General features: G+C 32.0%; 19 protein-coding genes. 11 read left to right on the forward strand and 8 right to left on the reverse strand.

Annotated features, from left to right (window positions below; translation table 11 throughout):
• The first annotated feature begins 55 nt into the window (after positions 1–55).
• Entirely contained in the window at positions 56–583 is a 528-nt protein-coding gene (locus tag AABD74_RS20660; protein ID WP_232679331.1) for a superoxide dismutase family protein, read from the forward strand.
• Positions 584–691: 108 nt separating this feature from the next.
• The gene (locus tag AABD74_RS20665) at positions 692–1,894 is read left to right on the forward strand and encodes an LETM1-related biofilm-associated protein (protein ID WP_232679329.1); all 1,203 of its coding nucleotides are present in this window, start codon (positions 692–694) and stop codon (positions 1,892–1,894) included.
• 33 nt (positions 1,895–1,927) lie between these two features.
• Here AABD74_RS20665 and can read toward each other — a convergent pair whose 3' ends face one another.
• The 4 genes from can to AABD74_RS20685 all read right to left on the reverse strand — a co-directional run bounded on the left by can (position 1,928) and on the right by AABD74_RS20685 (position 5,312).
• Complete coding sequence (can, locus tag AABD74_RS20670; protein WP_232679327.1) at positions 1,928–2,566, reverse strand: carbonate dehydratase; 639 nt, start codon at positions 2,564–2,566, stop codon at positions 1,928–1,930.
• A 120-nt stretch (positions 2,567–2,686) separates the two neighbouring features.
• On the reverse strand, positions 2,687–4,333 hold the full coding sequence (locus tag AABD74_RS20675) for a SulP family inorganic anion transporter (protein ID WP_406844155.1): 1,647 nt from the start codon (positions 4,331–4,333) through the stop codon (positions 2,687–2,689).
• Between the two features lie 81 nt (positions 4,334–4,414).
• Positions 4,415–4,699, reverse strand: coding sequence for a hypothetical protein (locus AABD74_RS20680; protein ID WP_232679323.1), 285 nt, complete (start codon positions 4,697–4,699; stop codon positions 4,415–4,417).
• A gap of 133 nt (positions 4,700–4,832) precedes the next feature.
• Positions 4,833–5,312: a Dps family protein gene (locus tag AABD74_RS20685; RefSeq protein ID WP_180858241.1), complete on the reverse strand. Its 480-nt coding sequence runs from the start codon at positions 5,310–5,312 to the stop codon at positions 4,833–4,835.
• 110 nt (positions 5,313–5,422) lie between these two features.
• Between AABD74_RS20685 and AABD74_RS20690 the strand changes: the two genes are divergently transcribed.
• On the forward strand, positions 5,423–6,370 hold the full coding sequence (locus AABD74_RS20690) for a LysR substrate-binding domain-containing protein (protein WP_406844156.1): 948 nt from the start codon (positions 5,423–5,425) through the stop codon (positions 6,368–6,370).
• Positions 6,371–6,398: 28 nt separating this feature from the next.
• Here AABD74_RS20690 and AABD74_RS20695 read toward each other — a convergent pair whose 3' ends face one another.
• The gene (locus AABD74_RS20695; RefSeq protein ID WP_053471796.1) at positions 6,399–6,596 is read right to left on the reverse strand and encodes a hypothetical protein; all 198 of its coding nucleotides are present in this window, start codon (positions 6,594–6,596) and stop codon (positions 6,399–6,401) included.
• A gap of 164 nt (positions 6,597–6,760) precedes the next feature.
• Positions 6,761–7,426: a tRNA (5-methylaminomethyl-2-thiouridine)(34)-methyltransferase MnmD gene (gene mnmD, locus AABD74_RS20700; protein ID WP_232679318.1), complete on the reverse strand. Its 666-nt coding sequence runs from the start codon at positions 7,424–7,426 to the stop codon at positions 6,761–6,763.
• A gap of 311 nt (positions 7,427–7,737) precedes the next feature.
• On the opposite strand from mnmD, the gene AABD74_RS20705 reads away from it, so the two are divergent.
• The gene (locus AABD74_RS20705; protein WP_406844157.1) at positions 7,738–8,808 is read left to right on the forward strand and encodes a branched-chain amino acid aminotransferase; all 1,071 of its coding nucleotides are present in this window, start codon (positions 7,738–7,740) and stop codon (positions 8,806–8,808) included.
• A gap of 240 nt (positions 8,809–9,048) precedes the next feature.
• Here AABD74_RS20705 and AABD74_RS20710 read toward each other — a convergent pair whose 3' ends face one another.
• Positions 9,049–9,429, reverse strand: a complete 381-nt coding sequence (locus AABD74_RS20710) for a nucleoside triphosphate pyrophosphohydrolase family protein (protein WP_053471798.1) — start codon at positions 9,427–9,429, stop codon at positions 9,049–9,051.
• Between the two features lie 343 nt (positions 9,430–9,772).
• Here AABD74_RS20710 and AABD74_RS20715 point away from each other — a divergent pair, with 343 nt between their 5' ends.
• From AABD74_RS20715 to AABD74_RS20730, 4 genes are all read left to right on the forward strand, one after another.
• Complete coding sequence (locus AABD74_RS20715; RefSeq protein ID WP_232679313.1) at positions 9,773–10,990, forward strand: transcriptional regulator; 1,218 nt, start codon at positions 9,773–9,775, stop codon at positions 10,988–10,990.
• A gap of 74 nt (positions 10,991–11,064) precedes the next feature.
• Positions 11,065–11,607, forward strand: a complete 543-nt coding sequence (locus AABD74_RS20720; RefSeq protein WP_406844158.1) for an RNA polymerase sigma factor — start codon at positions 11,065–11,067, stop codon at positions 11,605–11,607.
• 33 nt (positions 11,608–11,640) lie between these two features.
• Complete coding sequence (locus AABD74_RS20725) at positions 11,641–12,054, forward strand: hypothetical protein (RefSeq protein ID WP_232679311.1); 414 nt, start codon at positions 11,641–11,643, stop codon at positions 12,052–12,054.
• Between the two features lie 18 nt (positions 12,055–12,072).
• Positions 12,073–12,528 carry a sensor of ECF-type sigma factor gene (locus AABD74_RS20730; RefSeq protein WP_232679309.1) on the forward strand — a complete coding sequence of 152 codons (456 nt, stop codon included), beginning with the start codon at positions 12,073–12,075 and terminating at the stop codon, positions 12,526–12,528.
• Positions 12,529–12,602: 74 nt separating this feature from the next.
• Here AABD74_RS20730 and AABD74_RS20735 read toward each other — a convergent pair whose 3' ends face one another.
• On the reverse strand, positions 12,603–13,664 hold the full coding sequence (locus AABD74_RS20735; protein WP_406844159.1) for a WD40/YVTN/BNR-like repeat-containing protein: 1,062 nt from the start codon (positions 13,662–13,664) through the stop codon (positions 12,603–12,605).
• 240 nt (positions 13,665–13,904) lie between these two features.
• Between AABD74_RS20735 and AABD74_RS20740 the strand changes: the two genes are divergently transcribed.
• From AABD74_RS20740 to AABD74_RS20750, 3 genes are all read left to right on the forward strand, one after another.
• A complete protein-coding gene (locus AABD74_RS20740) occupies positions 13,905–15,224 on the forward strand; it encodes a hypothetical protein (RefSeq protein WP_406844160.1) in 1,320 nt (439 codons plus the stop codon).
• Between the two features lie 132 nt (positions 15,225–15,356).
• Positions 15,357–17,336 carry a KUP/HAK/KT family potassium transporter gene (locus AABD74_RS20745; protein ID WP_232679303.1) on the forward strand — a complete coding sequence of 660 codons (1,980 nt, stop codon included), beginning with the start codon at positions 15,357–15,359 and terminating at the stop codon, positions 17,334–17,336.
• A gap of 150 nt (positions 17,337–17,486) precedes the next feature.
• Positions 17,487–18,704, forward strand: coding sequence for an RsmB/NOP family class I SAM-dependent RNA methyltransferase (locus AABD74_RS20750; RefSeq protein ID WP_406844161.1), 1,218 nt, complete (start codon positions 17,487–17,489; stop codon positions 18,702–18,704).
• Positions 18,705–19,152: the final 448 nt, after the last annotated feature.

Below are 19,152 nucleotides of genomic sequence, written 5' to 3' on the forward strand. Positions count from 1 at the left end.
ATTCCATTCTTTTATGTTAAATTTACTTAATCTTTAATTTAAAATGCCCGCATATATGAAAAAACTGATCGTATCTTTCGCTATAATTACAGTCTTAATAATTGGCTGTAAGACAAATACAAAATCAAATGATGCAAAAACTTTAACCGTAGCGTTAGAGCCAAAAAGCAATAGCAATGTAACCGGAACCGCTACTTTTACAGAGAAAAACGGCAAAGTGACCTTTACTGCAAAAGTTTCTGGTTTACAGCCTGGGGTTCATGCTATACATATTCACGAAAAAGCTGATTGTACTGCTGCCGACGGAAGTTCTGCGGGCGGACACTGGAACCCAACTTTTAAAAAACATGGAAAATGGGGAGTTGGAGAATATCATAAAGGGGATATTGGAAACTTTACCGCTGATGAAAAAGGTAATGGAACAATTACATTAACTACTGATGAATGGTGCGTAGGCTGCGGCGATGCAACCAAAGATGTATTAGGAAAAGGTTTAATCGTACATCAGGGAACAGATGATTTTACAACTCAGCCAACCGGAAATGCCGGCGGAAGAGTTGCCTGTGCAGGGATAATTAAATAATAAAACACTAATAACCACTATATTTCACAAAAATCTAGTGGTTATTTTATTTTTAATTCACTCAAAAACAAGAAAAAAATATAGCTTTGCAGCTATAAATTTAATTCAATGATTAACCCATCAGCACACGGCTGGATAGATAAGTTTTTTAGTGAACAGAAGTTTTCTGAGGCTATTCCTTTTGAAACTACAGATTTCTTTTACTATAAAGTTAGAGAAACCGGTTTTATCTACGGTCATATCATTGCAATTGATTCTCAAATTCCGATTCCGATAAAAGGCTGGTTTAAAACCGAAATTTCTAAAATTGCCTTATTAAATACACTTTATCATGTTTTTTGTTTAGAAAAAAGAAATTCTGAACCAAATAACTTTATCAGCGAAGCTTTAAAATTCTATAAGCAAATGAATCCGGAAGGATTTAATTTATTTAAGATTCTGCTTCCAAAAGACACTCCTTCCCATTCATTAGAAAGTATAATTGATGAAAGAGTACAGACAAATGACAGCATCATCAGCAAAAACTTTTCGCATTTAGTAACCAATGCACTTTTGTTTATTGATGTTTTAGCATTTAGACAATATTTACAGCATGGAGAAATTCCTGAAAAGTATCTAAAACGAATTGAAGAAACTGTTCTTGGAATTGTAGGTTTGGCTTTAAAAACAAAAACTATCAAATCGCAGCACGATGATTTATTAATTAAACTTTTTGAGGCTTCGATACGTTATTCTAAATTTTCGAAAGTTACCGTAGAGACTTTAGAAACTTTACAACTAGACTATTTCAAAAATACTTTAGAGCATTATTATTTAATTGACATGGCTGGAATGGCGTTATGGAGCGATGGTGTTGTCGAAAATGAAGAATCTTATTTCTTGTATTCTTTAGGTTCAATGATGGGCGTTTCTGATGATTTTGTAAAAACAAGCATCGACACCACTCACGATTTTATTACCACTCACAAAAAGAAAATCCCTTATTTTAATTATTCAAATCCGGTTAAGCATTTCTACGATCAGATGACGCATAGTGTTGTAAAACTAATCATAAGAAACAAAAACAGATTAATTAAGGAAATTGTTCAGAGTAAAGAATTAATGGTTCTATTAGCTTATTCTACAACAAGGGATCTGGATGCAAAGGAAAAGAAAAAAGTAAAAAAACAGCTTTTAGATATCTGTAAAACGATTCCGTCATTAACCATATTTTTACTTCCGGGCGGAAGTTTATTACTGCCAATTTTAATCAAGTTTATCCCAACAATGTTACCATCTGCGTTTAATGAAAATCTAGACGAAAACGAATAAAAAAAAATCGCCCTTTTGAGGCGATTTTTATTTTTATAGATTAGTAAGCTGGTAAACTTCATCTAACTCATCATTTGAACTGATATTTACATTTAAATCGGTTACAAAACCAGAATTTAATCCGTAAACCCAGCCGTGAAGCATTAAGTCCTGACCATTTTTCCAGGCTCCTTGTACAATCGAAGTTTTTGCTAAGTTGTAAACCTGCTCTTTTGCATTGATTTCTACAAATGCATTAAAACGTTCGGTTTCGTCAGTAATTGAATTTAAATATTTATCGTGTAAACGGTATTCATCTTTAATATGACGAATCCAGTTATCAATAATTCCAACAGACTGCTGTCCCATAGCAGCTTTTACACCGCCGCAGCCATAATGCCCGCAAACAATAACATGTTTTACTTTTAAAACGTTTACTGCATAATCCAGAACACTTAACATATTCATATCAGAGTGAACAACCATGTTAGCAATATTTCTGTGTACAAAAACTTCTCCAGGTTTTGCCCCAATAATTTCATTTGCAGGAACACGGCTGTCAGAACATCCAATCCACAATAATGGCGGAGATTGTCCTTTTGCTAAATCAGCAAAATAATTAGGGTCTTTTGCTAATGAATCTTCGACCCATTTTTTATTGTTTTCAAGTATTTGCTTATAAAACTCTCTCATTTTTTTTAGGTTTTTTGTAGAATTGTCAATGCTTAAGCATATCAAAAAGACTTTTTTGTAAAGTTATTTAAATTTTGATATTTCTCAAGCCTGATCAATATCTTTATTTATATAATTTGTTTAAAATTTTTCTTTTTGTTCTTTCTTAACCAATGCTCGTTTTGCAACATCATAATAATGTTCAATCGAAACGTGATTGTTATTATCAGGAGTGTTTTCTAATTCGTATGCCTCTTTAAAACCTTTTAGTTTTACTTTGATATTTTCATCAATTGCACGTGTCTCTTTAAACTCACGGATTAAATCTAATACATCATGCGCAATATATTCTGTATCGTGCGCATTAATAATTACTTTACAATTCTCCGGAATTTCGTTTAACGTTTGCTTGATTGCAGCTTTATTTAAAAAAGAAACTTCCTGCGCTAAATCGATATGAATGATATCGCCATCTTCATATTCTTCTTTTTTAAAGATATAAGCTCTTTTTAAATTTCCTCTCAAAACAAAAATTATACTTATGATAATTCCTAAAGCAACTCCTTTAAGCAAATCTGTCGCAACGACAAAGACCAAAGTTGCAATAAAAGGGACAAACTGGTATTTCCCCTTTTTCCAGAAATGCATAAAGGTTGCTGGTTTTGCTAATTTATATCCAACCAAGATTAAAACCGTAGCCAAAGTTGCCAATGGAATTTTGTTTAAAATTGCCGGAATAGACAATACACTTATTAATAAAAGCACACCATGAATGATGGCTGACATTTTAGATTTTGCTCCTGCGTTATTATTTGCAGAAGATCTCACAACAACAGATGTCATTGGTAATCCGCCCAAAAGCGAACTTGCTATATTACCAATACCCTGTGCTCTAAGCTCAACATTAGTATCAGTATAACGTTTTTGAACGTCCATTCTGTCTGAAGCCTCAATACACAAAAGTGTTTCAATTGAAGCTACAATGGCAATTGTAATACCTACAACCCAAACCTGCGGATTTGTAACTGCTGCAAAATTTGGTGTAACGATAATTGACTTAAAATCATCAAAAGACTTTGGAACCGGTAAAGAAACTAAATGCTCTTTTGCAATTGCTAATGAACTTCCTGTAGATATAAAAAATTCATTTAATAATACTCCCAGAATAACGGCTACAAGCGCACCCGGAACTAGTTTTAATTTCTTTAAAAATGGAACTTTATCCCACGAAATTAATATTACAAGTGAAATCAATGAAATTACAACAGCTCCTAATTGAATATGGTTTAAGACATCAAAAAGAAATGAAAATGAATTACTTCCATCATTTTGAATAAAAGCCTGATCGCCTTCAAAATCAGCATCGTAACCAAATGCATGCGGAATTTGTTTCAGAATAATAATAATTCCGATACCCGCCAGCATTCCTTCGATTACGTTTGTTGGAAAATAATTTGATATACTTCCTGCTTTTAAAAATCCTAATGCCAATTGAATTAGTCCCGCAATAAAAACGGATAGTAAAAACACATCAAAAGCACCAAAATCAGTAATAGCTGTTAAAATAATAGCTGTTAAACCAGCGGCAGGCCCAGAAACGCTAATATGTGACTGGCTTAAGTAACCTACCACGATACCACCAATAACACCTGCAATAATTCCAGAAAATAACGGTGCTCCAGAAGCCATTGCAATACCTAAACACAATGGAAGAGCCACCAAGAAAACCACTAAACCTGAAGCAAAGTCAGACTTAAGGTTGGCAAAAAGATTGATTTTTTTTGTCATAATACAATACTAAAAATTGATACATTAGAACCATGCTGTATTTGCTGTAAATACAGTTGTTCTTCAAATAATTCAGAAGTATTATGCCAAGTTGGGCGGTGGAGCAAATATGCTCGGAGAAATATTATCTAATTTTACGATATTTTCAGAAACTATCGTTTTCTTTTCAATGTAAACCGGGATTACAACTTCATGCTGCAATATTGCCGGATAAACAGCTGCTTTTAATTCTTTATGAGAATGCTCTTCTTCAGAAAAACTGAAAAACATAGACGTATCACTGCTTTTCTTGATCATCGTTACAATTGTAGGCGTAGATAAGAAAGCAATAAATATGAATAATAATATGCGGGCAACTAATTTCATTGGGGCAAAAATAGTGTTAAACAAATAAAATCAAAGCGACTGGCTAAAAATTTTATACAATTTTAACAAAAAGATAAAAGCAGAAGGATCAAAATTGACCAATCTGCTTTTTAATACATTCATAAATAATAAATTACAGCGATTCGTCAAGCCATGCATTCATCATCCAAATTGTTTTTTCCTGCTCTGCTATGAAGTCACTCATCATTGAATTTGTACCTTCATCGTTAATTTCACCAGACTTATTCAGGATTTCTCTTTCAATTTTTAATAAATCAGACAATGAATTTACAATTAACTGAACTGCTTTTTCATCATTTGAGATGTTTTTACCAACTGTTAATTTATTATTTTTGATATAATCTTCAAAAGTATGCAGCGGCGTTCCGCCAATTGTCAAAACTCTTTCAGCAATCATATCTATTTTTAATTGTGAATCTGTATATAATTCTTCAAATTTTACATGTAAATCGAAGAAACGTTTTCCACGAATATTCCAATGAATCCCTCTTAAATTTTGGTAGTAAACCTGAAAGTTTGATAATAAAACATTCAATTCTTTCACTAACAATTCTGACTCTTTTACAGGTAATCCTAAAATATTTGTTTTCATAATCTCCATTTTTTATAACTAAGTTTACTACAAAATTAAATTATCTTCATCAAAAAAATTATAAAAAAAAATTATATTTACTTATTTTTGTATCAAAAATTACTATCAAAATGACGATAACTCAATTACAATATGTGTTAGCAGTTGCAGAGCATAAAAACTTTACACTTGCGGCCGAAAAATGTTTCGTAACACAGCCAACATTAAGTATGCAGATTCAAAAAATTGAAGAAGAACTTAATATTTTAATTTTTGACAGAAGTAAAAAACCTATTCAGCTTACGGATATTGGACAGAAGATTGTAAATCAGGCAAAAAATATTGTAAATGAAGCTGATCGTATTAAAGATATTGTCGAACAGCAAAAAGGTTTTATTGGCGGTGAATTTCGCTTAGGAATTATCCCAACCATTATGCCAACGCTTTTGCCTATGTTTTTGAATAATTTTATTAAGAAATACCCAAAAGTGAAGCTTTTAATTGAAGAGCTTAATACAGATGAAATTATTGTAAAACTAAAAAATGGCCATCTTGATGCTGCAATTGCCGCAACTCCGCTTGAAGATGAAAAAATAAAAGAAATCGTTTTATACTTTGAACCATTTGTAGCTTACATTCCGGAACATCATCACAGTTTTCAAAAAGAAGAAATCGAAGTTACTGATTTGAATATCAATGAAATCCTGCTTTTACAAGACGGGCATTGTTTTAGGGACGGAATTTTAAATTTATGTAAAAACGGTACTGATGTCGAGCAAAATAATTTTCAGATTCAAAGCGGAAGTTTTGAAACCCTGATAAAATTAGCCGACGAAGGTTTGGGTACAACGTTACTTCCGTACTTGCACACCTTAGACTTAAAAGATTCCGACAAACTGAAACTACGAAACTTTAAGGAACCAAAACCTGCCCGAGAGGTAAGTTTGATTTACCCAAAGAGCGAATTAAAAATGCAGATCATTGACGCAATTCGATCTACAATTGCCGGCGTTGTAAAAGGAGCAATTGTTTTTCAAAATGTTCAAATCATTAGTCCGCTGCTAAAAAAGCCAGCATAAAAAAAGGAGCCGTTTGGCTCCTTTTCTTTTATACTTTAATTAGTAGTAGACTTTGTTTTAATTCTGGTTTTTCAATAATGAAATTTAATAACCATTCTTGCAATTGTTCCATTTCATAAGGTAACAGTGTTTTGATAGCTTTTTCTAACTCTCTGCAGAAAAGTACCGGGTCGAAACTTACTCTCTCAAGTATTGATTTCGTGTAATCAAACATCATTTTTGACATAATAAAATAAGATTTTGGGGTTATCTATATTTTTAAACTCGCACCAAATGTAAACATTAATCACATATAAAGTTTCTTTTTAACTTATTTTTTTGAAAACTTTATCAACGAATACGTTTTCTTAGTACACATAAATCAATATAGAATAATTCTAAATAATTCGGTTATACCTTTTTAAAGGCCCTGAACATTTCTCGTTTTCCGGGCGGACCAGCCAATTTTTCGACTGTAAATCCAACAGAAATCATACTTCTTTTAACAACTCCGCGGGCGGCATAAGTAACCAAAACTCCATTAGGTTTTAAACTATTGTACATTTTCTGAAAAATTTCAGTACTCCAAAGCTCCGGCTGCACGCGATATCCGAAGGCATCAAAGTAAATCAAATCAAAAATTTCAAAATCGTTTATTTCATCAAAAAATTGTTTCCTTTTGGTTAACGAGAATTGGCTGCTAATTTCTGTTTTCTTATTCCATTCCGTTTTATGCATTTTCTCGAAAATGTTCCCAAATTCCAATGCTTCAAGTTCGGCAACATAATTCATTCCCAAAATTTCTTCTGCGTTTACAGGATAAGCCTCTACTCCAACATAATCAATTTCTTGTTTTTTATGTTCAGATTCTAAAAAAGTTATAAAAGCGTTCAAACCCGTTCCAAAACCAATTTCAAGAATAGAAACAGGATTACGCTCAAATAAGGACAAACCATTTTTTATAAATACATGTTTTGCTTCTTGTATTGCACCGTGTTTTGAATGATAACTTTCATTCCATTCCTCTAAATGAATTGTGGTTGAACCATCTAGCGTTTTAATTATTTCTCTTTTCACAATTTTCGAATTTTGCAATGGATAATTGTTGATCTGTAACCCATTTTCTCAGTCAAATTTAGTCAAAACAAATGCGTAAAGCCTTAAAAAATGACACTTTTTTCATAAATTCTTTATAAAACTCCGCTAAAATTTTAGGATTATTATAAGATAAATAAATCTCAGTTAAACACAGGAATTAATGCAGTTTTACTAAGTAAATTATATATTTTTCCGTAATTTTGCATTCAGGAAAACCTATTCTTCATTAGATCATTGCGTTAGATTTTCATCTGTTAAGAATACAAATTAGATAAAAACTTTACATAATTATGAGTACAACTCAAACAAGCAAAATTGAAATCAGAAAAGCTACTTCGTCTAAGATAAGTTCTGTAGACTTTGAAAACTTAAGCTTTGGTACTGTATTTACAGACCATTTATTTGAATGTGATTACAAAAACGGAAAATGGCAGACTCCGGTCATTAAGCCTTATGCACCGATTTTAATGGATCCTTCTTCAAAAGTCTTTCATTATGGACAAGCGATTTTTGAAGGAATGAAAGCTTACAAAGATGAAAATAATGATGTTTGGTTGTTTAGACCTGATGAAAACTACAAACGTTTCAATAATTCTGCTGTACGTATGGCAATGCCAGAAGTTCCCGAAGATGTGTTTATGGAAGGTTTAAATGAATTATTAAAAATCGATCAGGAATGGATTCAAAGAGGAAACGGAGCGAGTATGTACATCCGTCCTTTTATGATTGCTACCGGCCCTGGCGTTATTGCAAATCCATCTGACGAATATAAATTTATGATCTTACTTTCTCCTGCAAAATCTTATTATGGAGGTGAAGTAAAAGTAATTATCGCTGAACATTACAGTAGAGCCGCAAATGGTGGAATTGGTGCTGCAAAAGCTGCCGGAAACTATGCTGCGCAATTCTATCCAACTAATTTGGCAAACAAAGAAGGTTTCCAGCAAGTTATCTGGACTGATGATGCAACGCATACAAAACTTGAAGAAGCCGGAACAATGAACGTTTTCTTCAGAATCAATGATACTTTATTAACAGCACCAACAAGCGAAAGAATTTTAGATGGTATTACCAGAAAAAGTTTAATTACAATGGCTGAAAAAGAAGGACTGAATGTTGAAGTTCGTCCGGTTATTGTTTCTGAATTAGTTGAAGCTGCTAAAAACGGATCTTTAAAAGAAATTTTCGGCGCCGGAACTGCTGCTGTTATAAGCGTTATTAAAGGTTTCTCATATAAAGGTGAATACTATGAAATGGCTCCAATCGAGAATTCATACGCTTCATTCTTAAAAGAAAAACTAACAAGTCTTCAAAATAAACTTTCTGAAGATACTTATGGATGGACCGTTAAAGTTCAATAATCCAAAATCAGAATAAAAACAAAACCCGATAACGAAATGCTGTCGGGTTTTTTATTATATATCTATTACTTATATCTAAACACATAGAAACATAGATTTAATGTGTTTAATAAAGAATATAAAAAGAAACATATTTCTCACACATAGCTATGTGCATTAATGCAAGTGAAACGCCTTTTTTATAAGCACCAAAAAACTATGTTTCTATGTGTTTAAAACATTTACACACAGAATTTCTATTTATAGTAATTTAGAGAAATCAGGTTTAAAATAATTTGGACCTTTCATTACTTTTCCGTCTTCGCGGTAAATTGGTTTTCCATCTTCTCCAAGTTTACTCATATTACTTCGTTGAATTTCATCAAAAACAGCTTCAATTTTATCCTGTAAGCCGTGTTCAATAATGGTTCCGCATAAAATATACATCATATCTCCAAGAGCATCAGCAATTTCTACTAAGTCATTATTTTGTACCGCTTCAAGATATTCTTCGTTTTCTTCTTTCATTAAATTATAACGAAGCAGTTTTTTAGTTTCTCCCAAATCAGCAATTGGAGTCTGGCTGTGACCTATTTTAAAAGCAGTATGAAATTCAGTAACTGCGTCTAGTTGTTTTTTCATGTTTTTATTCTATTAAATGAGTCGGCAAATTAGCAACAAATCGTATACAATTCTCTAAATTTGTCAAAAATTATTTTTAAATATGTTTAGTCAAGGACAATTAATATTCGGACTCTGTTTTTTTATTGCATTTGTAATCGTAATGATTTTTGCTTATCGCAAAGATCTTGCACTACACAAAATTTTTTACAAAGGAAATTACAAAGTATTACTTGTATTTCTTCTTTTTATCGCCCTTTTATTTGTCATCAAAATCTTTTTAAAGAGATAATACAATCTATTATTTTTAGTTATTAGTTTAGACTCCCAAGAAAATTTATAACTTTACGAAAAACCTGCACCAATGAAGATTCTAAAATATTTATTCCTTTTACTTTTATTAAGTTTAGTTGCTCTTACCGTTTTTGTTGCTACCCAAAAAGGGATTTTTTCTGTTGAAAGAAGTAAAGTAATCAATTCGCCAAAAGCAACTGTATATAATTATGTAAATGATTTTAGAAATTACGAAGACTTCGAATCCTGGGCAGTTGAAAATCCGTCTTTAAAATTTACTTTCCCAAATAAAACTACCGGTAACGGAGGTTCATTTTATTGGTCTGACGAAGAGGGAGCCGGAAATGCCATTACACTAAAAACAAAAGACGGAGAAAGTATTGAACAAAAAATGAAATACGATGGCACCGAAGCTGATGTAACCTGGACTTTTAAAGATACTCTTGCAGGAAAAACAAAAGTAACATGGAAAGCAAAAGGAACAATGAGCTTTATGTTCAAAATATATGCTGCATTAAATGGGGGATCTGATAAAGTTATTGGAACTATTTATGAAAAAAGCCTTGCAAACATTGACAAAAACCTTGATTACGAAACCAAAACTTATGCAGTAAAAGTGGATGGAGCAGTTAAAAAAACCGAAACTCCATATATCAAACAGACATTTACAAGCGAGATTTCTAAGGTTAATAAAAATGCAAGAATTGTAATTCCAAAACTTATTCATTTTAGCGAAACCAATGATTTAAGCACAAACGGAAAGCCTTTTATTATTTATCATACTTATGATTCTGCAAAAGGCTTGGCAAAAATTTCAATTTGTTTACCAATTAACAAAGAGATTTCGATTAGTGCCGGAAGTGATATTTTATCAGGAAAATTAAATGCTTTTGATGCTGTTAAAACAACTTTAAAAGGAGATTATACGCATACTAGTGAAGCAATTACAAAAACAACAGCGTATATTAACAATCAAAAAATTATACCTGAATTAAGCTGGTCACATCTTGAAATTCTATCTGTAAGCAAATTAGATGTAAAAAGTCCTTCTAAATTAGTTACAGAAATTTATTTCCCAATTAAACCAAAAGTAGTTCCTGCTTCTGTTACAACACCAGTTTACACTTCTGGAACTGATACTGGAATTGAAGTTGACGCTGAAACCGGAACGCCAACAACACCAAAACCTGCAGTACAGAAACCTGCAGTACAAAAACCAGTTACACCAAAACCCACAGCGCCCGCAACAACAACTCCTGCTAAAACAGAAGAAGACTCTGAATTTTAATTTTTTAAAGGTGAATTAAACCTTTTGTTTAAAATTCAATCTAAGTCAATATAAGGTTTGATAAATCAAAAAGTTTGATCGACGAAAAGGAATTTATACAACAATTATTAGATCCTAAAACGCAAAATACAGCGTTTCAAAAGCTTATATCTGATTATCAAAAACCGCTGTATTCTCATATTCGAAATATTGTTTTGAATCATGATGATGCAGATGATGTTTTACAGAATACTTTTGTAAAGGTATTTCAGTACTTAAAAAACTTTAAGGGAGAAAGTAAACTCTTTTCCTGGATGTATCGAATTGCGACAAACGAAGCTTTGACTTTTTTAAATCAGAAAGCAAAATTAAAAGGCATAACTTCTGAGGATTTACAAAACAAAACGATCGACAATCTAAAATCTGATGCTTATTTTGATGGAGATGAAATCCAGATCAAACTTCAAAAAGCAATTGTTACACTGCCAGAAAAGCAGCAGCTGGTTTTTAAGATGAAATATTTTCAGGAATTAAAATATGAAGAAATCGCAGAAATTCTTAGCACATCCGTTGGTGCATTAAAAGCATCATATCATCATGCGGTGAAAAAAATAGAATTATATGTTACAACAAATTAAACCTTTTATAGCAAATCTTATCTTACAGACATTATGAAAGAATTTAAATTAGAAAACGAACCGAAAGTAAAATCAGGATTTAAAACTCCTGATCATTATTTTGATACTTTTTCGGCAAAAGTTTTAGAACAGATTAATGAAAGAGAAGTAAAAGTAATTCCTCTTTATAAACGCAAAAAAGTTATTTCGATAGCTGCTGCGGCCGCGGTTTTTATTGCCTTTATGATTCCAACAGCAAATCACTATTATAAAGCATCAAAAGAGCTTGACGAAGCAACGCTGGAAACGTACCTGGCTTATCAATCGAATTTAAACCAATACGATTTAATTAAAGAGTTAGACAGTAAAGATATTGACAAACTAAATAAAAATGTAGCCCTTGAGGAGGAAACTTTGGAAGATGCTTTAGCTGCAAATCCTAATATTGAAAATTTAATTTCTGAATAAAAACAAAATTATACAAATATGAAAATCAAAAATATATTAGCATTACTTCTGTTTTTAGTTACTTTTTCATTTTATGCACAAAATGATAAAACAGATGAAAAGCGTGAAAAAATCAAAGCTTTTAAGGTTTCGTTTTTAACAACAGAACTTGAGCTTACACCTGCAGAAGCAGAGAAATTTTGGCCAATTTATAATGCGTATGATGACAAACAATTTGAATTGCGCCATGATAAAATGAAAACGTATCTAAAAAAATTGGACGATGACAATATAAATTCAATTTCAGAAAAAGAAGCCGTTACATTGTTGTCACAAATTGAATGCACAGATAAAGAATTGTATCTTTTGCGCGAAAAGTTTATGACAAACCTAAAAAAGGTATTACCGGCAAAAAAGATATTAAAGCTTAAAAAATCTGAAGATGATTTTAACCGAAAATTGTTGAAACAATATCGGGACAAAGCAGGAAAATAAATTTCCTTGAAGAAACAACAGCGATAAGAACCCTATATAATAATACTTACTTTATTATTTAGGGTTCTTATTTTTTATTTAAAGTTTAGTCGGACTACTTTATTGTATCCTGCTGCAATTGCAACATTTCTGTTAACAAAACGAATTGTAAAAAGTTTAGAATCTGTAGACAATTGTGTCCAGTTTTCACCTCCATTTTGAGAATATTGAATCCCTTCAGAACCCACACAAATAATTTCTTTACCATTTCCACCCGGAACATATTGTATGCATGAAGCGTATCCAAAGCCCAGATCCTGGCCAATTAATTCCCATGTTTTTCCACCATCTTTGGTAAAAGCCTTATTACCCGATTTTTTATTTGGAAGATCATAATCACCGCCTGCAATAAAACCATGCTTTGAATCGTAAAAATCGGCAGTATAAATACCCGTCATAGTTTTTCCCTGAACAATAGGCGTTTCAACTACTTTCCATGTCTTTGCTTTGTCAGGAGAATAAAAAACACGTGCTTTTTTTCCACCAGAAACCAGCCATGTATCGTCACCTTTTACAACTATATTAGTATTACTTGCGGCAAAAGCCGCTTCGCCGGTTGCGTTTGTAGGCAATTTATCCGATAGTAATTTTGTCCATGTTTCTCCTCCGTCACGAGTTACAATTACTGAAAAAGTATCTTCTGTAGGGTCTCCAATTGCTATTCCTTCTTTATCATTCCAAAATTGCATACTGTCATAAAAAACCTTTGCATTAACTTCTTTATAAACTAACTTAACTTTATGGTCTTTCTTTGAAACTGAATAAAGCAACGCCGGATTAGCAACACTTAGCAAAAAGATATTTTTTGAATTTTGCGCAATACTTCTAAATTCTAATTTTAGTGTATCACGATAAATATGTTCTTCAAATTTTTCTTTTTTATTTAAATCATAATAACCAAAACGAGAGTTATCTCCCCCATACCAGACCTTATCTTTATCAATTAAGATTGCTCGTATGCTAATTTTATCCTGAAATAATGTATCAATTTTTACTGATATAAAACCACTATTATAAGCTTTTCTATTACTGATATTAAGCGTTCTAAAAGACATTAATAAAATAAAAACACCAAAAAATAAAATTAGTTTTTTCATAAAAATTAAGATTTGTTCAATGCTAAAATACAATTATTTCTAACATCTCAAATATGTTTTGTTTATTTTCAGAAAATAATAATTTTTCGGCTTTTTTTGTTCAATCAAAATTCAAATACAATTCAACAAAAAAACATAACAACCTACAAATGTGTTATTTACATGCATAAATATCAAATATTAATTTATGGCACAGTAATTGGATATCTCCTATCACAAATAATTTAATATGATTTAGTCATGAAAACGAAATTACTTTTAATAGCGGTTGTAGCATTAGTTTTTGGTTCTTGCGGGGCACAAAACCAAACTACTGTTTACGCAAAAAATTCAGATATAAGTGATAATTTAGATTTAAGAGCTGTTGCTTCAATGTTTGGAGAATCTGCTAATCTTCAAGATTTTGAAAGAAGATTAAATGATCCTAAATATCAAATCTCAAACCTTGATTTAAATGGTGATGACCAGGTTGATTATTTACGTGTAATAGAATCTGTAGAAGACAGAACTCACGTTGTAATTATTCAGGCCGTTTTAGACCGCGATGTTTATCAGGATGTAGCTACGATTGATGTTGAAAGAGACAATTACAACAAAGTAAGCGTACAAGTTGTAGGTAATACTTATTTATATGGTGACAACTATATTTATGAGCCGGTTTATAGTGTAGCTCCAGTAATTTATACTTCATTTTGGGTTACTAATTACAGACCATACTATTCAACTTGGTATTGGGGCTACTACCCTACCTATTATGCAGCATGGAGACCTTATCCTGTGTACAGATACAGAAATAACATAAATGTATGTATCAACGTTCATAACAGTTACAATTATGTAAACATCAGAAGAAGTTACAGAGCTCCGGTTCTTTATGAATCAAGACGTACTTACGGTTATGAAAGAATGAGACCAAACAATAGTTTTGCTCAAAGACATTCTAATGTAAGCAACAGATATGATTTAGATCAAAGAAGAGTTGCAAATAGAGAATCTAACAGAACTCAAAATACTTACAATTACTCTAACAGATCAAATACAGGAAGAGTATCTTCTACTGAAAACAGAAATACAAACAGAGATTACAACAACGGCAGAAATAATTCTGATAGAAGTTACAGCAATACAAATCGTGTAACAATTAATAACAGAGATAACGCAGCTACTGTTAATAACCCTGTTAGAACTGAAAATACCACGAGAACAGAACCAAGAATAGATTATAACAGAAATAACTCAGCTGCTGTTCAAAGAGGAAGTTCAGAAAACAGAAATTATAATACTAATAGAGCATCTTCACAAACGAATGAAGCACCTAGAGGTTATTCTGAAAACAGAGCCAGCAGACCAAATGCAACTCAATCTGCTCCTGTTCAAAGAACAGAAGCTCCAAGAAGTTACTCTGAAAACAGATCAAACTCTCAAAACAGTTCAAACGCTTCAAGACCTCAAAGTGCCCCACAACGTTCTGAATCACCAAGAATGAGTCAGGAATCAAGAGGCAGCCAGCCACAAAGAGAAGGCGGTTCAAGCTCTAGAGGCGGTGGAAGAAGAGGTTAAGAATATCTAAATTTATATTAAAAATTAAAAGCACAATTTGGGGATTGTGCTTTTTTTTATCTTTTTAATTATAATTGTCGCTAATTTGTTTTAAAACAGTAAATTTGCAACCGTCTTTTATTAAAAATATACATGAGCGCATCGCATAAAAACTTACATAGTAAGTTGTCTATTGGGGGGTTATTGATAACATTAGGGATTATTTATGGAGACATTGGTACGTCTCCACTTTATGTAATGAAAGCTATACTTGGCGAACATACCATAAATGCTGACATCGTATTGGGAGGTATTTCTTGTGTTTTTTGGACTCTTACTTTACAAACTACAATAAAATACGTTCTTATTACTTTAAGTGCCGATAATCATGGTGAAGGTGGTATTTTTGCATTATATGCATTAGTCAAAAAGACAAAAATCCAGTGGCTTATTGTACCTGCCATTATTGGAGGAAGCGCCTTGCTTGCTGACGGTATTATAACACCGCCAATTTCGATTTCATCAGCAGTTGAAGGTATTAGGGCATTCTACCCTACAATGGAAACTAAGACAATTATTTCCATTGTTATTACTATTCTTTTTATCTTATTTACAATACAGCAGTTTGGAACTAAATTAGTTGGTAAGTTTTTCGCACCAATGATGCTTATTTGGTTTGCAATGCTGGGAACATTAGGATTTATCCAAATTTTACACTTCCCGGAAGTTATTAAAGCTATAAATCCATATTATGCTTACCATTTACTTTCGGTTCATCCTGATGGCTTTTTTGTTCTTGGATTTGTATTTTTATGTACAACCGGAGCCGAAGCTTTGTACTCAGACATGGGACACTGCGGTAGAAAAAACATTAGAATCAGCTGGGTTTTTGTAAAAGCAACTTTAGTATTAAATTATTTTGGTCAGGCTGCTTACTTAATTCATCATGAAGGAAGTACATTACAGCAATTAGGCGGAGAAAATGGAAACCCGTTTTATCTAATTATGCCACATTGGTTTTTACCATTCGGAATTGTAGTTGCAACTTTAGCAGCCGTAATTGCTTCTCAAGCCCTTATTAGTGGATCATTTACATTGATAAACGAAGCAATGCGTTTAAATTTCTGGCCAAAAGTAAAAATCAAATATCCTACAGAAGTTAAAGGACAATTATATATTCCGTCAATTAACTGGTTATTGTTTTTTGGTTGTGTTGGAATCGTATTACACTTCGAAAAATCAGGAAATATGGAGCATGCGTATGGTTTAGCGATCATTTTATGTATGATTATGACAACCGTTTTGCTGAACTATTATTTAATCATGAAACGCGTAAAACTATACTTTATGGTTCCGCTTATCACAATTTATTTATTGATCGAATTTAGTTTCTTAATCGCTAACATTACAAAATTTGCCGAAGGAGGTTATGTAACTTTAATCATTGCAATACTTCTTATTTCGATAATGACAATTTGGTACTTAGCTAAGAAAATCAACAAAAGCTATACTAAAATTATCAAAATTGAGGATTACAAAAAGGTATTGGTTGAATTGAGTAAAGATTTATCGATTCCAAAATATGCAACGCATTTGGTTTACATGACAAATGCTAACCGTGTTGACGAGCTGGAAGAAAAAGTAATTTATTCGATTTTACAAAAGCGTCCAAAAAGAGCTGATATTTACTGGTTTGTACACGTAAACATTCTTACTGAACCTTATAAAACACAATATAAAGTTACCGAAATCGCTAAAGATGATATCTACAGAATCGATTTTAACTTAGGTTTTAGAGAGCCTACGAAAATTAATTTAATGTTTAGAGAAGTTATTCGTGACATGGTAAAACGCGGAGAAGTTGATATTACGAGCCGTTACGAATCATTAAACAAAAACAATATTATTGGTGACTTTAAATTTGTATTGTCTGAGAAATTCTTATCAAATGATAATGATTTAAGATGGCACGAAAATATTATCATGAACTCTTATTTCTTTATTAAGAAACTGAGTTTGTCTGAAGAAAGAGCTTTTGGATTAGACAGCAGCTCAGTAAAAATAGAGAAATTCCCGATGGTGCTTCACGCTCCGGAAAATATCGGATTGACAAGAATAATTACAAAAGAATAATCTGCCTGCAGAAAATATTTTCAGAAAAACACTCTTTTAAAAACTTTATCAGAGTGTTTTTCTCTTTTAAAAGGAAAGCTAAATAACAATCAAAATTAAAAATTTAACTTTCAATCAATTAATAGTACCTTTGCAACTCAAATAATTAAAATGAGATTACACAGAAATTTAGTTTATACTACCATCGATTCTTTGAACGCAATTTTCAATGAAGGCGAATATGCAGATAAAGTGGTAGCAAGAGCATTAAAAAAAGACAAACGTTGGGGAAGTTCTGACAGGAAATTTGTCGCTGAAACGATATATGAAATTGTTCGCTGGAAACGTTTATATGCAGAAATTGCAGAAGTAAAAGAACCTTACGACAGAGACAATTTATGGAGAATGTTTGCGGTTTGGGCCGTTTTAAGAGGATATCCAATTCCGGATTGGAGACAATTAGAAGGAACTCCGGAAAGAAAAATAAAAGGTCGTTTTGATGAACTTTCAAAAGTTAGAGCTTTAAAAGAATCTATCCCGGACTGGATGGACGAATTGGGCGTAAAAGAACTTGGCGAAAAAGTGTGGGCAAAAGAAATTGCTGCTCAAAACCAGCCTGCTAAAGTTATTTTAAGAACAAACACGCTTAAAGGAACTAAAGAAAGCCTGAGAAACACGTTGATGGATTTAAATATTGAAACTGAATATTTAAAAGACCAGCCTGAGGCTTTGGTTTTAAAAGAAAGAGCAAACGTATTCTTAACTGACGCTTTTAAACAAGGACTTTTTGAAGTTCAGGATGCTAACTCACAATTAGTTGCTGGTTTTCTTGATGTTAAACCTGGAATGCGTGTTGTTGACACGTGCGCCGGAGCTGGCGGAAAAACATTGCACATTGCCTCTTTAATGGAAAACAAAGGACAATTGATTGCAATGGATTTGTATGAAAGCAAACTAAAGCAATTGAAATTAAGAGCAAAAAGAAATGGTGCTTTTAACATTGAATACCGCATTATTGACACTACAAAAGTGATCAAAAAGCTGCACGAAAAAGCAGACCGTGTTTTAATTGATGCACCTTGCAGCGGTTTAGGAGTTTTAAAAAGAAATCCAGATTCTAAATGGAAATTACAGCCTGAATTTATTGATAACATTCGTAAAGTTCAGAGCGAGGTTTTAGAGAGCTATTCTAAAATTGTAAAACCAGGCGGAAAATTAGTTTATGCAACTTGTTCTGTTTTACCATCTGAAAATCAGGAACAAGTAGAGAAATTCTTAAAAACAGATATTGGAAAAGAATTTACGTTTATTCAGGATCGTAAAATATTGGCTTCAGAATCTGGTTTTGATGGATTTTATATGGCATTATTAGAGCGTAAAACAAAATAAAAATTCAATATTTTAAATTCTAATATTTTAAATTCCAAATTCCAAATTCCAATTTTATAGTTGGGATTTGGAATTTTTATTTTGGGATTTTTTGTTACCATAATTTGTTTAGTCCCTACGGGGCAATTTTATGGGGATCATTTTTTTTCTACCGATATGTAACTCCTAACGGAGTTTATCTTAGGATTTGAATATCTTAAAATATTCTACACTTTTTTCTACCGATATTAAATCTCTACGAAATATTCTTAAAAGATCTGTTTTTTTTAACAAATCATTAATTTCTCTCTTAAAACTCCGTTAGAAGTTAAATATCGGTAAAAACGTAGTAGACAATATCAACATTTGTCCCGTAGGGCAATGTCATTAAGTTAAGAAGAAATCTATAAAATTACTTAACAGTTTAATTAAGAAAGTAATTAGAAAAATCAGTTTTTATCAGCGTTTT

Origin of the sequence: Flavobacterium soyae (assembly GCF_045348165.1) — a bacterium.
Lineage (GTDB): Bacteria > Bacteroidota > Bacteroidia > Flavobacteriales > Flavobacteriaceae > Flavobacterium > Flavobacterium soyae.

Excerpts from the sequence above, each read along its gene's own strand:
- AABD74_RS20750 (WP_406844161.1), top strand. The coding sequence starts at position 17,487 with ATGAGATTACACAGAAATTTAGTTTATACTACCATCGATTCTTTGAAC.
- can (WP_232679327.1), bottom strand. The coding sequence starts at position 2,566 with ATGAGAGAGTTTTATAAGCAAATACTTGAAAACAATAAAAAATGGGTC.
- AABD74_RS20660 (WP_232679331.1), top strand. The coding sequence starts at position 56 with ATGAAAAAACTGATCGTATCTTTCGCTATAATTACAGTCTTAATAATT.
- AABD74_RS20725 (WP_232679311.1), top strand. The coding sequence starts at position 11,641 with ATGAAAGAATTTAAATTAGAAAACGAACCGAAAGTAAAATCAGGATTT.
- AABD74_RS20745 (WP_232679303.1), top strand. The coding sequence starts at position 15,357 with ATGAGCGCATCGCATAAAAACTTACATAGTAAGTTGTCTATTGGGGGG.
- AABD74_RS20685 (WP_180858241.1), bottom strand. The coding sequence starts at position 5,312 with ATGAAAACAAATATTTTAGGATTACCTGTAAAAGAGTCAGAATTGTTA.
- AABD74_RS20740 (WP_406844160.1), top strand. The coding sequence starts at position 13,905 with ATGAAAACGAAATTACTTTTAATAGCGGTTGTAGCATTAGTTTTTGGT.
- AABD74_RS20710 (WP_053471798.1), bottom strand. The coding sequence starts at position 9,429 with ATGAAAAAACAACTAGACGCAGTTACTGAATTTCATACTGCTTTTAAA.
- AABD74_RS20715 (WP_232679313.1), top strand. The coding sequence starts at position 9,773 with ATGAAGATTCTAAAATATTTATTCCTTTTACTTTTATTAAGTTTAGTT.
- AABD74_RS20680 (WP_232679323.1), bottom strand. The coding sequence starts at position 4,699 with ATGAAATTAGTTGCCCGCATATTATTATTCATATTTATTGCTTTCTTA.
- AABD74_RS20705 (WP_406844157.1), top strand. The coding sequence starts at position 7,738 with ATGAGTACAACTCAAACAAGCAAAATTGAAATCAGAAAAGCTACTTCG.
- AABD74_RS20730 (WP_232679309.1), top strand. The coding sequence starts at position 12,073 with ATGAAAATCAAAAATATATTAGCATTACTTCTGTTTTTAGTTACTTTT.
- AABD74_RS20690 (WP_406844156.1), top strand. The coding sequence starts at position 5,423 with ATGACGATAACTCAATTACAATATGTGTTAGCAGTTGCAGAGCATAAA.
- AABD74_RS20665 (WP_232679329.1), top strand. The coding sequence starts at position 692 with ATGATTAACCCATCAGCACACGGCTGGATAGATAAGTTTTTTAGTGAA.
- AABD74_RS20675 (WP_406844155.1), bottom strand. The coding sequence starts at position 4,333 with ATGACAAAAAAAATCAATCTTTTTGCCAACCTTAAGTCTGACTTTGCT.
- AABD74_RS20695 (WP_053471796.1), bottom strand. The coding sequence starts at position 6,596 with ATGTCAAAAATGATGTTTGATTACACGAAATCAATACTTGAGAGAGTA.
- AABD74_RS20735 (WP_406844159.1), bottom strand. The coding sequence starts at position 13,664 with ATGAAAAAACTAATTTTATTTTTTGGTGTTTTTATTTTATTAATGTCT.